Source organism: Aquimarina litoralis, assembly GCF_039523995.1.
GTDB lineage: Bacteria > Bacteroidota > Bacteroidia > Flavobacteriales > Flavobacteriaceae > Aquimarina > Aquimarina litoralis.
Window position 1 is genome coordinate 1 of the sequence record NZ_BAAAGE010000004.1, and the last position, 15,958, is coordinate 15,958.

At 32.9% G+C, this 15,958-nt stretch carries 14 protein-coding genes; 5 read left to right on the forward strand and 9 right to left on the reverse strand.

Annotation, left to right across the window (positions count from 1 at the left end; all coding sequences use genetic code 11):
- Window positions 1-295 precede the first annotated feature (295 nt).
- From ABD077_RS19025 to ABD077_RS19045, 5 genes are all read right to left on the reverse strand, one after another.
- Window positions 296-1,450, reverse strand: coding sequence for a DUF418 domain-containing protein (locus ABD077_RS19025; protein ID WP_343913827.1), 1,155 nt, complete (start codon window positions 1,448-1,450; stop codon window positions 296-298).
- A 79-nt stretch (window positions 1,451-1,529) separates the two neighbouring features.
- The gene (locus tag ABD077_RS19030; RefSeq protein ID WP_343913828.1) at window positions 1,530-2,423 is read right to left on the reverse strand and encodes an alpha/beta hydrolase; all 894 of its coding nucleotides are present in this window, start codon (window positions 2,421-2,423) and stop codon (window positions 1,530-1,532) included.
- A gap of 134 nt (window positions 2,424-2,557) precedes the next feature.
- Window positions 2,558-3,211, reverse strand: coding sequence for a hypothetical protein (locus ABD077_RS19035; RefSeq protein WP_343913829.1), 654 nt, complete (start codon window positions 3,209-3,211; stop codon window positions 2,558-2,560).
- A 181-nt stretch (window positions 3,212-3,392) separates the two neighbouring features.
- Window positions 3,393-4,208, reverse strand: coding sequence for a LytR/AlgR family response regulator transcription factor (locus tag ABD077_RS19040; protein ID WP_343913830.1), 816 nt, complete (start codon window positions 4,206-4,208; stop codon window positions 3,393-3,395).
- Between the two features lie 121 nt (window positions 4,209-4,329).
- A complete protein-coding gene (locus tag ABD077_RS19045; RefSeq protein ID WP_343913831.1) occupies window positions 4,330-4,683 on the reverse strand; it encodes an SPW repeat domain-containing protein in 354 nt (117 codons plus the stop codon).
- Window positions 4,684-4,933: 250 nt separating this feature from the next.
- Here ABD077_RS19045 and ABD077_RS19050 point away from each other — a divergent pair, with 250 nt between their 5' ends.
- Genes ABD077_RS19050 through ABD077_RS19060 form a run of 3 tightly spaced genes read left to right on the forward strand, consistent with a single transcriptional unit; the run spans window position 4,934 to window position 6,588 of the window.
- Window positions 4,934-5,743, forward strand: a complete 810-nt coding sequence (locus ABD077_RS19050) for an RNA polymerase sigma factor (RefSeq protein ID WP_343913832.1) — start codon at window positions 4,934-4,936, stop codon at window positions 5,741-5,743.
- Complete coding sequence (locus ABD077_RS19055) at window positions 5,736-6,182, forward strand: hypothetical protein (RefSeq protein WP_343913833.1); 447 nt, start codon at window positions 5,736-5,738, stop codon at window positions 6,180-6,182. The genes ABD077_RS19050 and ABD077_RS19055 overlap by 8 nt, the downstream gene beginning before the upstream one ends.
- Window positions 6,169-6,588: an MGMT family protein gene (locus ABD077_RS19060; protein WP_343913834.1), complete on the forward strand. Its 420-nt coding sequence runs from the start codon at window positions 6,169-6,171 to the stop codon at window positions 6,586-6,588. Before ABD077_RS19055 ends, ABD077_RS19060 begins: the two co-directional genes overlap by 14 nt.
- A 57-nt stretch (window positions 6,589-6,645) precedes the next feature.
- On the opposite strand, the gene uvrB is transcribed toward ABD077_RS19060, so the two are convergent.
- The 4 genes from uvrB to ABD077_RS19080 all read right to left on the reverse strand — a co-directional run bounded on the left by uvrB (window position 6,646) and on the right by ABD077_RS19080 (window position 13,955).
- Complete coding sequence (gene uvrB, locus ABD077_RS19065; RefSeq protein ID WP_343913835.1) at window positions 6,646-8,652, reverse strand: excinuclease ABC subunit UvrB; 2,007 nt, start codon at window positions 8,650-8,652, stop codon at window positions 6,646-6,648.
- 80 nt (window positions 8,653-8,732) lie between these two features.
- Window positions 8,733-12,185, reverse strand: coding sequence for a T9SS type B sorting domain-containing protein (locus ABD077_RS19070; RefSeq protein WP_343913836.1), 3,453 nt, complete (start codon window positions 12,183-12,185; stop codon window positions 8,733-8,735).
- A 26-nt stretch (window positions 12,186-12,211) separates the two neighbouring features.
- A complete protein-coding gene (locus tag ABD077_RS19075) occupies window positions 12,212-13,051 on the reverse strand; it encodes an ABC transporter permease (RefSeq protein ID WP_343913837.1) in 840 nt (279 codons plus the stop codon).
- Window positions 13,052-13,055: 4 nt separating this feature from the next.
- Window positions 13,056-13,955, reverse strand: coding sequence for an ABC transporter ATP-binding protein (locus ABD077_RS19080; RefSeq protein WP_343913838.1), 900 nt, complete (start codon window positions 13,953-13,955; stop codon window positions 13,056-13,058).
- A gap of 163 nt (window positions 13,956-14,118) precedes the next feature.
- On the opposite strand from ABD077_RS19080, the gene ABD077_RS19085 reads away from it, so the two are divergent.
- Complete coding sequence (locus ABD077_RS19085) at window positions 14,119-15,186, forward strand: hypothetical protein (RefSeq protein WP_343913839.1); 1,068 nt, start codon at window positions 14,119-14,121, stop codon at window positions 15,184-15,186.
- A 76-nt stretch (window positions 15,187-15,262) separates the two neighbouring features.
- Window positions 15,263-15,958: a hypothetical protein gene (locus tag ABD077_RS19090; protein ID WP_343913840.1), complete on the forward strand. Its 696-nt coding sequence runs from the start codon at window positions 15,263-15,265 to the stop codon at window positions 15,956-15,958.

A 15,958-nucleotide genomic window follows, 5' to 3' on the forward strand; every position in this document is an offset into this window, starting at 1 on the left:
TGAGCATCAATATAAACAAAAGCCATCATTCCAATTGTTGAAATTAAAAATACACTTAGAAGAAATACTATTTTAACAGCTACTTTTTGCATTTATATTAGATATCTATTTCAATGGTGTACAACGTAGTTGTATATGTACTAGTACATATATTTATTATTGTAACCGTTTACAAACTTATATTAAACGTTTAATTCAACGGTTGTCTTTGGTTTTATGATTGGAATTTACTAAAAATTCTATCGATTTATACGATAAATACATTTTTAGCATCATTCACATTCCTAACCAAACTTTACATCCAGGTAGCTTTATGCCATACGGTTTCAAATGGTCCTTGTTTATATCGTTTTGCCCACCATTTACAGAATATACCAATAATAATTGTAAGTGCTAAACCGATTAATAATCCATAAGTAGCGCCTGTATATTTGTATAAACCCAATCCCCAACCATAGAATATGGCTCCTCCCAGAATGGACTGTATGATATAATTAGACATACTCATGCGCCCAAATCTAGAAAAATACATTAATGCATTTTTAGCTTTTGTTTTATAAAAAAGCAAGGTAATCCCGGATACTAATACTAGCATAAATGAAAAATTGGTAATACTAGTTTCTATAGTTAAAGCAGATCTTCGAATTATGTCACTTTCGATAAAATGATCCATGTTTCGTTTTAAAAGATATAACGGAATGAAAGCAATTATTGAAATCTTTAGGACTTGTGTCCAAAATTCTAAGTTCTTATCAGTTTCATGAAATTTTTGATGTTTCCCTAATAGATATCCTAATAGAAAAAGCGCTAGAATAGTGAAAAACCGTCCGTTTTCCCAGTTCCAACGTAAAACTCCAATTTTACCATTAGTAAGATTCCCGATAATGGTATCCCATAATGAAGGTTCTCCAACGTATGTTAGCATCTTACCAAAATAACTCCAAGAGATAGGATCATTGATTTTTTCATCGGGATGTTGTAAGGCATATATTAGATTTGTCCATTCATATGGTAATACTAAAAGGATTATAGCAATACCTAAAATGATGCTGTCTTTCAACTTAGAAAATGGAATTAACAATACTCCTAATACTGCATATATAGTTAATACATCTCCTTGGAAAAATGCTGAATTAAGGATTCCAAAGGCAAATAATAATACCATTCGCCAGGCAAATCTTCCTGCGAAAGATTGTCCTTTCTCTTTTTGTCTAGAAAGCTGAATGGCATAGGTGACCCCAAATAATAAAGCAAAAATAGAGTAGGACTTACCGCTAAATAAAAAGAACATGGTTTCCCATATGGCTCCATCTAGAGTTTTCATCCAAGCTGGTAAGTGTTCGGGAAAATAATAGATGTCAAAATGTTCTATAGAATGTAAAAGCATGATAGAAACGATAGCGAAGCCTCGCAATACATCCAAGATTTGTATCCTTGTTTTAGTGCTCATTGTTCTTTTTAACTTTTTTAGATATCGTAATGTGTTTTATCAAATTCTAGTCTTTGTTATCGTGCATTTATGACTCATTTTATTCCAAATACTTATTGATAAATGCCATCAATTTCTTAGTATATGCTGCTCCGCCTTGCTCGGCAAGACCTACATGTCCGCCATCTTCCACAATGATAAGTTCTTTATCTTCCGATTTTAGACTTTCGTATAATTGTTTTCCATAGGTAACGTCAATATTTTTATCGGCATCACCATGTGCAATAAGTACTGGTTGTTGAATTTTTTTAACAGAAAGGATAGGTTTTACCTGATTGGGATCAAAATCTGCAATTTCACCTGCTCTTCGTAATGCATAATCCGAAATAGGTTTGATGATGATTCCTTTCATCATTTTCTTAGAGTAATCGTATACAACTTGATCCATCTCTGTGAATGTACTTTCTATAACTCCAAATTTAATTCGGTTGTCAAATGCTAATGCTTGGATGGCAATCGCACCACCAAGTGAATTTCCCCATATCCCAATGTTGATATTTTCGTTTTTCGCTTGGATCCAATCTACGATTTTAGAAATGTCTTTTTTTTCATAAAACCCATAGGTCGTAAATTCACCATCACTTTCTCCATGGGCTCTTCCATCAAAAACTATGGTTTCGATACCTTGTTCCGAAAGTAATTTGGCAACTCCTAATCCATGTTCTTTGCAACTTCCGATTCCATGCACAAAGATTATGATCCCTTTTTTAGTAGCTAGTTTACTTTTTATCCAATACCCTTTGAGTTTTATAGTATCAGTAGCCGAAACTTCAATAGATTCACTTTCTAGTTCTAAATCAGATGGCGTTAGCTTTTCATTAATTCTTAGTGGTTTGATAATAGCATAGGGAGCAGAATTGTGAACATAAAAGCCCATAATAACACCCACTACAATAACTATAAGTAGAACAATTTTCAGGATTTTTTTTAGCATATGGTCTATAAGCTTTGGTTGTTATGGCACCAAGTAATTCTAAGTAGGTTCTGAGAAATAAATAAGAGATTTCTACAATATACTTTAATTAAATGAATACTAGCTTAGATACTTCTAGCATCGAGTTATTTTTATCATTTTGGGATTTTTTTTAATCCATTTTTGTAGACATAGACCATAAAAGCTATAATTAAAAGTATACTTAATACAGATGGGATGTATTGGCTATGAGGTTGATATTTTTCTAATACTGTTCCGGAAAAGGCAGATAGTAAGGCCGAAAAAGCACTAATCATTTTATAAATATGTTCGTATATCCAGATTTGGTGTTTTTTGTAAGTGTTTATCGGAATTAAATATTTTAAAAAATCATATGTAATTACAAATAGTAAAGCTCCTACTGTACTGTAGATGACTATAGGAGACCAAATCATTCCAATGGATTTGAAATAATACAGAAAATATCCTAACACCAAAAGACTAACTATAGAGGCAAGGATATCTACTTTCTTCGGGATATTGGATTTTAGAAGTAATACCCGATATCCAGAAAATGAAACATACCCACTTAGTACGGTAATTACAAGTAAAAAAGTATTTCTGCCAAAGATAAATACTCCCATCAGACCTGTTACAATAACGATAGCTATAAGTTTTAAGAAGTATCTTCCGGTTTTGTTATGTGTTTTACCACCTTTGATAGTGGTTAAGGCGATTATTCCGAGTAGGAGTGCTATAGCACCTGTAATAATGTGTACTAAGATGTTTAGTTTATGAGCGATTTCCATAATTAATTATTTTAAAATTCAATGTTGTTTGAATTGCAAATAATTGAAATGAAGTTGTTTACAAAAGTAAAAATGGGTGAGTGGTCTGTATGATTGGCGAATGATACAGGAAAAAAGGTGAATGGCATTCCATGCAATCTGTATGGAAGTCTTCAAATTACTTTTTATTTAATATGTAAGATTACTCGATTTTTATAAGCTTCCGAATCGTATCAATATAGCTCTTACTGCTGGTAATAGCTTCTAAATTTATGGTAAAAGCAATAATATAACGACCATTTAGATGAGGTGTTATTTTTTTGATATACGTTTTATTGACAATATATTTTCTATGGACTCTCGAAAAATTTTTATCCAATCGTTTTTCTAGAAATAATAAGGAATAGTCACATAGCTTTTTATCTCCTTTATCATTATATACAAAAGAATAGTTGTCAAAAGCTTCAAAATAAACAATACTATCAATAGGGATGAGAAGAATATTTTCACCTTGCTTTACAGGAACACTAGTGATACTGGAAGTATGTTCTTCTATGGTTGGTGCCTTCTTATCTTCCACTGCTACAGATTCTGTCGTTTTATTTTTTAAAATCTGGTTTTGAAAAAAACTCCATCCTAATAGCAAAGAAATAATACCGTTAAACCAGTACATTTTTCCAGATGAAAATGGACGAAATTGTTGACTCTCAAAAATCAGTGATCGGATCATATGCTCTATTTCTGTAGCTAATATTCCTAGTAAGAAGAATATTATTATAACAACGATATACACTTTGACGTTTGAAGTGAATATCCTTGTGAACCATGATTTATTCAATCCAATAGCTACTAGGGTATAACCGATAATAAGACTTGTAGAAAGCGATTGGATGCACCATTGTATCCAATTTAAAGAACCATTCATTATGTAATTAGCAGTACCAATTCCGATCCCAACCAATACGATATGAGGAATGAAACAGTTTGCTTTTTTAAATTGAAATGGAGTAGCGGTCATTATAAATTTATCTACTTTCTTAAAAGTACGATTCTAATTTATACAAAAAGTGGAGACAAACGATAGTATTGCACTACAATTTATCTCCACAATGATGAACAATATTCGTTCTTGACCTATATTAAATAGCTAATTCAGATTTGTGTAAGCTAACTACGGTAAGTACAGCAGCTCCATTAATCCAGTAATAATAAGCATCGATACCTTTAAATGAAAAAATAAAAGGAGCTATAATAAATACAATAGCTACAAGAAAGTCTACCAATAAATGTCCTTTATAAGGAATCACTTTAATGATACCTAAATGATGATCAGTTAATATGGTCAGCAATAATGCTGCGATACCAGTGGAAACAGAAAGCCATAAAGCTAAAGGGTTCGACTGACCTAGGTTTAATAAAAATGGGAGTGCTATTAATGCAATAGCAACAGGATAATCTAAGAAAGCGTGTATTCTTTTGGTTACAAATTTCATAGTTCTTGATTTTAATGATTATTGATATAAGTTGTTTCACATTTTTTGTGAATAATTACATCACAAAGGTCTCTTATAATCAAGGTTTTCATGCTACAAAAAAAAGACTAAGAATTGTACTTTTTAATAGTTATAGATAGAAAATTATAGATAGATAACTAGTTAGAAATCATAGTAAATATAGGATGAATGTATAATTTTTTCCATTTCATGTCACACTTGTTCGAGTTATTTTGTCTAATATAATAGTATGGATCAAGAAACTTTAGAAACATTAGTACATCGTGCAAATACTGGAGATCAGGAATCTTTGGAAAAAATAGTATTAGCAATTAAGGATTATGTGTATAATCTTTCTCTAAAGATGTTATTATTTCCTGAAGATGCAAAAGACGCTACTCAGGAAATATTGGTAAAAGTAATCACTCATTTGAGCACATTTAACCATAAGAGTAAATTTTCTACCTGGGTATATCGTATCGCCACGAATTATTTATTAACTCAAAAGCAAAAGAAAGGCAAAGAGTTTCCAATGCCTTTTGCCGACTACGAAGTATTGATTGATTCCGGTCATTCGGATCGTGTATCATACGCTTCTAATGATGGAGAATTGAAGTTGCTAGAAGAGGAAGTAAAAGTAAGTTGTACACAAGGCTTATTATTATGTTTAAAACCTATAGATAGAATCATTTACATCCTATCTGATATTCTAGAGTTTAATAGCAAGGAAGGAGCAGCTATTGTAAATATTACTCCCGAAAACTTTAGAAAAAAACTATCGCGTTCTAGAATGAAAATTAGAAATTTTCTGAATAAAAAATGTGGTTTGGTGAATAGCAATAATCCTTGTAGGTGTGTGAGGAAAATTGATTTTTTGGTAGATCAAAACATTATTGAACCTAAGAGATTACGATTTGCTGAACTTAGTAAAAGGAGTATTGACCTGATAGAAAAGATCGATCAAGTAGAAAAATCAATTGCGGTATATCGTTCCGTGCCTTCATTTACTGCGCCAGACATTATTTTTAAAAATATTAAAGCTATTTTATCTCATGAATAAACAAGATTTTGATCTAAAGGCGTTCGTTTTTGTAGTAGTACTTACCAGTATTTGGATTCATATTTCTGAAGTATTTAGATACTTTGTACTAGTCACGCCAAGAGTAAAATCCTATTGGAATAATTCTGAATCTATTGCAGATATGAATTGGATGATTTTTGGTATTTGGGGACTATGGGATACCATTTTAACAGCAATGATAGTATTTACATTTTGGTTGTACAGTCAGCGATTTGGAAATACGAATCGTTCGGTTATTTCTTCGGCATTAGTGTCATGGGTGTTTTTCTTTGTGCTTTTTTGGGTTGGTGCTGCCAATATGGGATATTCTGATTGGTCCATACTTTTGATCACTTTACCATTGAGTTTCGTAGAGTTGCTTATTGCAAATTTTATAGCTTCTAAACTTTATAAAAAATATGAGTATGCAAAAGTCTAAAATTGTCAATATTCCAGTGTCTATGGAAAAATACTTCGGAAAAGGAACAATGCTTCATCCTTCTGTAACTGCTATTGAAGAATTGATTGAACAAATTCCGGTTGGAAAAGTAACAACGATTCAAAAGATTGCATCTTATTTAGCTAAGGTCGAAGGTACAGATGTTACTTGCCCAATGCGAACAGGCAATGCGATTAAAAAGATAGCAGAACGACATACATTGTTGGGTACAGATCTAAAAACCCCTTTTTGGCGAGTCGTACGAAATGACAAAAAACTGATAAAATCAAAAAACTATGAGAAGTCGATTGCTAAGATCGAAGATGAAGGCTTTGAAGTTGATTATACAAAAAGAGGAGAAGCCAAAATCAGCATTACCGATGATGTTATATTTTCTTTTGCATAAAAATTAAAAAGAAATGCATATCAATAAATGTGTCACTGTATTCCTCTTATTTTTCCATTAAACTTTTTGATTCTGTATTTTTTCTTGTAACATTTTTATTTCATCCCTTAGTCTTGCTGCTGTCATAAAATCTAACTCTTTTGCAGCTTTTTCCATCTCTTTTCGAACATTTCGAATACGAGTTTCTAGTTGTTCTTTTGTGAAATAAGCAGTTTCTTCTTCTGCAGCTTTTAATGTTGGAGCAGTTTCGAATTGATAAGGTTCTACTTTTTTTCCAGCTAATGCATTATCCAACGACTTTTTAATTGCTTTTGGGGTAATGCCATGTTTCGTATTATAGGCAATTTGCTTTTCTCGTCGATAATTGGTTTGATCAATGGTTTCTTGCATGCTTTGTGTAATCTTATCAGCATACATGATCGCCAATCCATTTACATTTCTTGCAGCTCTTCCTATGGTTTGGGTCAGAGATCTATTATTTCTTAAAAAACCTTCTTTATCAGCATCTAATATTGCTACCAATGATACTTCGGGTAAATCTAATCCTTCTCTTAATAGGTTTACACCAATCAGCACATCAAAAAGACCTTTACGCAGATCTTGCATAATTTCTACGCGCTCTAGTGTGTCTACATCACTATGAATATATCGACAACGAATATCTATTCTTGTTAGATATTTTGTCAATTCTTCTGCCATTCTTTTCGTTAAGGTAGTTACTAAGATACGTTCATCGACTTCAATACGTTTGTGCATTTCTTCTATCAAATCATCGATTTGATTCAGACTTGGTCGTACTTCTATAATAGGATCTAGTAATCCGGTAGGTCTAATAATTTGCTCAACATAAGTACCTTCACTTTTTTGTAATTCGTAATCAGCAGGCGTTGCACTTATGTATATTATTTGATTTTGTAGTGCTTCAAATTCTTCGAATTTTAATGGTCTATTATCCATGGCTGCAGGAAGTCTAAAACCATATTCTACTAGATTCTCTTTTCTAGATCGATCACCACCGTACATCGCATGTGTTTGCGGAATAGTTACATGACTTTCATCTACAATCATTAAATAATCATCAGGAAAATAGTCTAACAAACAGAAAGGTCTTGTTCCTGGATCTCTTCCGTCTAAATATCTAGAGTAATTCTCAATTCCAGAACAATATCCTAACTCCTTGATCATTTCTAAATCAAAATTAGTACGTTCTTCTAACCTTTTGGCTTCCAGAAATTTTCCTATTTCTTTAAAATACTCTACTTGTTTTCCGAGGTCTAAAGCTATTTGATCAATAGCACCATGTAATACCTCAGGAGAAGTTACGAACATATTTGCTGGATAGATATTTAGACGATCATATTTTTCAATGATTTCATTGGTTTGTACATCGAAGGCTTCGATTTCTTCGATTTCATCTCCAAAGAAATGTACTCTAAACGCATCATCGGCATAGCTTGGATAAATATCTACGGTATCTCCTTTTATCCTGAAATTTCCATGTAAAAACTCTCCTTCCGTTCTGGAATATAAACTTTGCACTAATTTATGCAGTAATGCTGTTCTAGAAACAAATTGCCCTTGCTGAATAGATATTACGTTTTTCTGAAATTCTACAGGATTTCCGATACCATATAAACAAGAAACCGAGGCTACAACAAGTACATCTCTTCTTCCAGAAAGTAGGGAAGAGGTAGCACTTAAACGTAGTTTTTCAATTTCATCATTAATAGATAAATCTTTTTCTATATACGTTCCTGTCGTAGGTATATAGGCTTCTGGTTGATAATAATCATAATAAGAAACGAAATATTCAATAGCATTTTCGGGGAAGAATTGTTTAAACTCAGAATATAATTGTGCTGCTAGGGTTTTGTTATGTGCCAGTACCAAGGTTGGACGTTGCACTTCTGCCACTACATTAGCTGCTGTAAATGTTTTACCAGAACCAGTAACTCCTAAAAGTGTTTGATATCTTTCCCCTGCTTTAATAGCATTAGCAAGTTGTTTTATAGCTTCCGGTTGATCTCCGGTTGGACTAAACTCGGATGTAAGTTCGAACTTCATTATATAGGCCTATCTTTTCTGAATAAAGATACAGAATACTCTTATGATTTCTCAAATAGAGTATAAGTTTTAGGGAAAGTTTATCGTATTAGAGAAAAGCTTCCTTTACGTATTCTTCCATCATCTAATTCTACTCGAAACCAATATTCACTAGAAGGCATGAGAGCACCACTGTAAGTTCCGTCCCAGCCGTTACCCGAAGGGACCAGTTGCTTCAGAAGTTTACCACTTCTATCAAAAATATAAATGATAGAATTTCCGAGTACCTGCGCAGATATTCCTTCTACATTCCAAGTTTCATTAACGCCATCTCCGTTAGGAGTAAAATATTTAGGGAATCCAACTACCGAAATATCTTGAGTGGTTTCAGGACCACAACCATTTTTATCTCTTACGTAAACCGTATGAAAACCAGGAGGGACATCCGTAAAGGTTGGGCTGTCTTGATAGGTTCTTATATTACTGCCATTAAACGCAATAGCATATTCGTAATCCCCAGTTCCCTCAACATTTATAGTTACTGTATTGTTGTCAGAAGCATCATTAATTTCTATTGGCTGAATGATAATAGCGGGTGAAGATTCGGTTACTGTTATGGTTCTATCTTTAGAACAACCAGTTGATCGATTTGTCATGGTAAGCACATAAATGTCGGCTTGTGATACACTGATACTCTCAGTGGTTTCTCCAGTAGGAGACCATAAATAATCAAAATCATTTGGGTTTCCAAATACTAGTCCAGAATCAATAGTAATGGTAGTTCCTTCGCATAAAAAAGCTTCAGCGGATTCTTCAATGTCAGGTAATGGATTTACAAAAAGAGTAACTTCATTAATACCGAAACATTGATTTAAATTATCTTCTACTCTTGCGTATACAACATCCTGACCTTGGGTACCAGGGGTTGTATTGGTATATATACTTATAGCGTTTGTCTCGCTAAGTGCATTTTCAATAGTTTCATAATAGGCAACAGATAGGTTTGGATTTCCTATTCCAGAAAGTACTTGCACGTCAGCTTCTGTAAGATCAAATTCTCTGAATCCATCTTCAATACCATCATCATCACAAAGAGTTAATGTTGCATCATTGGAAGAAGTGGTACTTACTAACAAATCTAATGTTGAGATTCTAAAACATCCGGTAACATCATCAATTACTCTAGTAAATAATTGTTGATTGGCCGAAGTATTTTGATATGTATCTGTATTAACAATAGATGGTGTGCCTGAATTTGCAGAAGTTATGTCTTCAAAAAATAGAACAGAGCGATCTGAAGTTCCGCCAGTGATTTGATCTATAGCCTGGTTAAGATTAAATAATGTGATACCATCATTAGTATTTAAATATTCATCACATTGAGATAACGAAGTGTTATTAGCAACGGGCAATAAATTAATAGAAACTGAAATTTCGAATATATCAAAACAAGCTGTATTTAAATTATTTTCGAGTCGTGCATAAACGGCAGGCAGAGTATTAGACAATACAGCATTTGTCGGATCTACTATTGGATTTGTGTTATCTTGAGCATCTATTAATGTGGTATGATAAGTTAGAGTAAAATCAGCAGTACTTTGACTTCCGTAAATATCATTATTGGCTGTTGTTAAATCATAGGTAATCATTCCATTAGTGTCATCTCCATCATCAGCATTATCACAAGATACGATTGGATTTGCAGGAAATGCGGTTGGGGTGTCAAAAATTTCCACCTGGAAACTAGCCGTATTATAACAATCAGTATTTTGAATATTCTCTATTCTAATAGCAATGGTCTGTGGATTTGCTTCGGTAGTAAAGTTTTGCGATAATTCGTTAATGTTAGCATCTGCATCAGCTATAGATCTAAAATAACGAATTTGAAATTGATTTGGATCTTGTGACCCAAGTATCTCGGTATTATAAATAGAAAGATCTAAGTCTGTAATTCCATCGTTATTATTATCACAAATGTTTTCATCAACTGGAATATTTTGTACAATCGGAACTTCAAAAAACATAGCATTTGCAACACCTATTGATGGACAGCTCCCATCATTAAGGTCAACTTCTAATCGATAATTACCAGAAGTAGTAATGTCTAAGAAAAAAGTGTTATTAGGGATTTGAACATCATCTACAAACCAAGCATAGGTTGCTGTTGGAATGTCTTGATATTCCAGTCTAAACGTGTCCCCATCACAGAGTACAAGATTTACATTATTCGGATCACCACTGTTAATAATATCAATTGTTTGTGCAAAAATAGATTGGATAAATGGGGGCAATCCAATTCTAGAGCCTCTATTAGCATCAACATTAACAAGGATACCTCTGTCTCGGTAGATTACATTTGTAGCTATTTCTTCTGGATTTTCAATAACACCTAGATAATTTCCTGTCCCAGAATCAAAATCAAATAATGCTCTATAAATCCTTCCATCTGGACCTAATTGTAATGCTCCTGCACTAAAATTCGAAGCGTTTTGTCCATTTTCATTAAGAATTCTAGTTCCACTTGCTGCGATTTGATTATTTGGTAAAGTAAGATCAAATTGCACTAAAAAAGCGTCTCCAAATCCACCATCACCCTCACCAATTGTAGTGTATAGGCGTTCACCACTTTGAGAAAATTCGATACCATAAGGAGCATCACCATCGTAAAGTTCTATTTCATTACTTACGATTCCAGTACTATTGTCAAAATCATACAATAATACTTTACCAGGGCCATCTCCTCCTGTTATTGTAGCCAATCCAAAATGTACAACTGCTAGTTTATCTCCTTCAGGTGATGCTTTAAGATATCCTAATGCATTTCGTCTGTATCCAGAAATTGGAACGGTAACTCCTACTTGTGAAGTAACAGGAGTGGTATTTACACCCGTCTGATCTACACTAAATGCATAATACGTATCAATAAAATGGGTAATTACCCAAAAAGAATCGCAGTCATCACTTTTTACTGCTGTTATTTTTTCAGAACATTTATATGCACTTTCTTGATTGTTTGATGTGTCATATGTGATGAGAGGGATGTTTTTTTGCGCATTAATAACATCACCCATTCCTCCATTTAAGGACATATCAACTATGGAATATGTAAAACCATTATTAAATCCGTCATCTTCGTTTGTTGAAAAACCTGTATTTCGGTCTGGATAGGTAGCTGCATTCTCATGATGAGGTTCATCAACAGCAAAAATGATGTATCTATTTGGTGTATTAGGTTGTGGGACTATTAAGGCGCTGGATGTACTAGAAGGATCACCTAGTAATCCATTACCAGCATTGTAATTAGCATTTGGCATAATGCCTCCATTGCGATCCCACACAGTTCTACCATCTGTATAAAATAGTAAGTTGCCTGTAGCATCAGAGATTGTTGTACAACCCTCCAAAGTATTTATTCTTCCATCGGTAAGTGGAGTAGGAGGTGTTGTACTAAAACTTATTCCAGCGTTTTGTCCAAAATACCAATTATTAGCTTCTCCTTGTCCAAATAAAGAGATGCTCAAAAATAATGAGAGGACAAATATTTTGTATTTCATGAGTTGAGTTGAAAAACTCAAAGATATTACAAATCTCTCTTTTTAAGAAGATAATATGAAAGTCTCACAAATATTGCTGTCCAAACTAATACGATTAGGACCTCATACCAGTGTACTGCATAGTCTCTTTGGAAGTTTTCGCCTAATTGGTTTGCAGCGGATTGTATAAAATTTAACCGAGACCATGGTTCATTAACTAAATTAGCCATACTATCCAAGGGTAAAAAGGGAATTATTTTATAGACAAAATCCGTTTCAAACCTCCATTTTACTAAACTTGCTAATCCCCAGAAAAGCCCTTCTATTAATTGCCAAAATATTAAAAACCCTAAAGCGAAGGCAGATCTTTTGATTAAGATTCCGAGAAACATACAGAATGAAAAGAATCCAACAAGTTTGATAAAATAAGCAAAGATGAATTCCAAATCTGAAAATATAATAGATATTTCATTATAATCTGAGAAAATAAGTCCTAAGATTAAGGAAACTACAAACAAGAATAGGGTTGATAAAAAAGCCAAAATTACTACTGTGAGAAATTTAGAAGCTAAAAATTCTTTTTTGCTCAATCCATCGATTAAGTTTTGTTTTAATGTTCTATTAGAGTATTCATTAGCCATTATGGATACAATGACAATAGCCAGAAATACCTTAAGCCAAGCTGCTATCCATGAATTAAAGTGCCAGATATATGGGAAGTTAAAAATTCCTTGATCGGCTAGTCTAAAATTAATTCCTCCAAAATTGAATTCATAAGAAGCTATAAGAGAAATTAATGTAATTAATATAAAATAGGTTATCGTAAGTATTTTTGCAGACTTATTGTAACGTAGTTTTTGAAATTCTATATTGAGTAATCGTAACATGGCTTTAGTTTAAATTGTTGGTTAATTGTAAGAATTGTTCTTCTAAACTTTCTTTTCGTTTTACAAGATGTGTTAACGTAATTCCAGCTTGGTGCAATTGTTTATTCAAACTTTCAGCATCCAATTCACGATTTAGGAAAGCAATAATTTTGTTTTCTTCTTCTTTTACGTTTCCAAAAGTATCTTGCTCCGATAACCACTTAATGAGCATACTGTTTTGATTACTATTTAATTCGAAGAAACCATGACTTGCATTCATTTCATCTACAGGACCAGAATATAGTTTTACTCCTTTGCGAATAATGACTACATGACTGCAGACTTTTTCTACTTCATCCAATAGGTGAGAAGCTAATAAAATAGTAGTTCCCTGCGAAGCAATCACTTTTATAATCTCTCTAATCTGATGAATACCTTGAGGATCCAGACCATTTGTAGGTTCATCAAGTATTAGAATTTCGGGATCATTTAATAGAGCAGATGCGATCGCTAATCTTTGTTTCATACCTAAAGAAAATGTTCTGAACTTGCTATCCTTGCGATCTAAAAGACCAACTAACTCTAGTTTTTCTTCGATTTTGTTGGTTGAAACCCCCTTGATCTGACATACTAGTTTTAGATTTTGTGCAGCTGTCATGTATGGATAGAAATTTGGACGCTCGATAATAGCTCCTACTTTTTTTAAGGCTTCGTGGGTAGATGCAGATCCATCAAACCAAGTAAAGTCTCCCGAGCTCCTATTCACTACATTAAGAACAATACCTAAGGTTGTAGATTTACCGCTTCCATTAGGTCCTAAAATACCGTATACGTTTCCTTTTTTTATAGTAAAAGAAAGATCATTAACAGCTGTAATACTTCCGAATCTTTTGGTAAGATTCTTCAAGGTTAAAATGGTTTCCAATTGTGATTATTTTTTGGTGGTTATATTAAACTAGACGACCACACCTAGGTTTTGTTACAATAAAAAATGGATTCTTATACTTTATAGTTTTTTACAATCAATAAAGTAATATAATTGTTGGAGTGCGTTTCTTTTGTAAATTGCCATTAGAAAGTAGCTGTGTATGGATGAGAAATTGATGTCTAAAAAGAAACCTACCTATCCGATCAATGATAGTTTAGATAGTTATTTAAAAGAATGTAATCGTAAAATAAAAATCCCAGTGTTTTATGATGATTTATTACGGTTTTCAGGTTCGATTGTAGTATATGATAGTAACGATGAAGATACTTTATGGGTGCGTGTATATTATGAAGAACATGAGCGACCAGAGATTGAATCTAGTCTAAAAAAAGTATATACCATATTGCATTCTGATGGTAATGAAGATGCTATAGAGTTTTTAAATATAGATGCCATTGATTATTGTACTTTCGGAAATTCTAAACCGTTTAGAGTACGAGTTCGAAATATATTGAATGATAACTATACATACATCTATGTTAAAAAAGCAGATGCTTCTCGTATTTATGGATTGGAATTAGAGCATATGTTTTCTCCGAACAGGATCAATTTTCTGGTGTATAAAAATACATTGATCGAAGAACATATTGCTGGAATTCCTGGAGATGTTTTTATCAAAGATTTCTTACCAGATCTTAGTGATCAGGCAAAAGCGCAGATTGCTAAAGAGTTTGTGAAGTTTAACGAACGCTGCCAGATGCGCTTATTGGGAGATATGCGCTCTTATAATTATGTGATTATCCCAATTCATGATTTTGATCATGTACAGTATCGCATACGAGCCATTGATTTTGATCAGCAATGTTTTGAGGGAAAACTAAAAGTATATCAACCACAATTCTTTAAAGAAAACTTTGATATGGTTGATATAGTTTTGAATAGATTGCAGGCTAGTTCCATAGAACAATATAAGAAAGAAGAACGTTCTGTTTTGGCTAAAAGAATATTGAATTCCAGATCTCGTTATGAAACCTTAATTAGCTGTATGTGTGAAGATACGATTTCTACCGAAGAACATTTAAAAGAATTACGAGAACATCTTTATAATTTCACACTGGATCTTAAATTTCGTAGAAGTAAATCCATGGGCGAAGTATTGAAAACTGCATTGGATTTTGTTAGGCGAAATTATGAAAATGTAAATATGAATAGATTATTGGAAAGGTAGTGATATAAACTATAATATTCTCATTGGGTTGTAACATTATCTGTACAGATAACACTTATATATAAAGTGCAATCGTATGAAAATAAATCCTTGGGCGTTTGGTGGTTTGTTGTTGCTAGCTTCTGTTATTATTTGGTGGCACTTTCATTTTACAATTCCCACATTTTATCCTTTCGAAAGAACGGGAGAAGTCAAAGCGGTTGCTTTTCAAGCAAATTTGGTAGATCCTTTATTTCCAAATTATGATTATTCACTAGATCAGATGGTTCATTTTGTTTATCGTGTTGATAATGTGGTGTATGTTTCGAAACATAGAGCAGAAAGATCATGGCAATTTCAAGGAATTGGGGATTCTTTATTAATTCGATATAGTGTAAATGATCCACAAAGGACAGATCCAATTCGTTATTATCATAATGTTTCTCATAAAGCTAAACATGATCACATCAAAAAAAGCTTTTTACACACGAAACCAAATGGATATAAAGGATTAGAATTACAAGCGAACATATTTACTTATGAAGATTATAGTTCATTTGGTAAACGCTTGACTAAAACTACTGGTACTTATATGGTACAAGATTCTACACTTATTTTAACTCCTTTGATTTATTATCAGAAGAGGAAAGTTGAGGATACTATCATTGAAGAACCTAGACCAATGAATGCTGATTTTGAAAAAATCAACATAAGTAATTTTATACAAAATCCTAATGGCAATCTTATTGAGATAAATTCAAATCATGCTTTTAACCTAGCTGGTCAGAAGTAA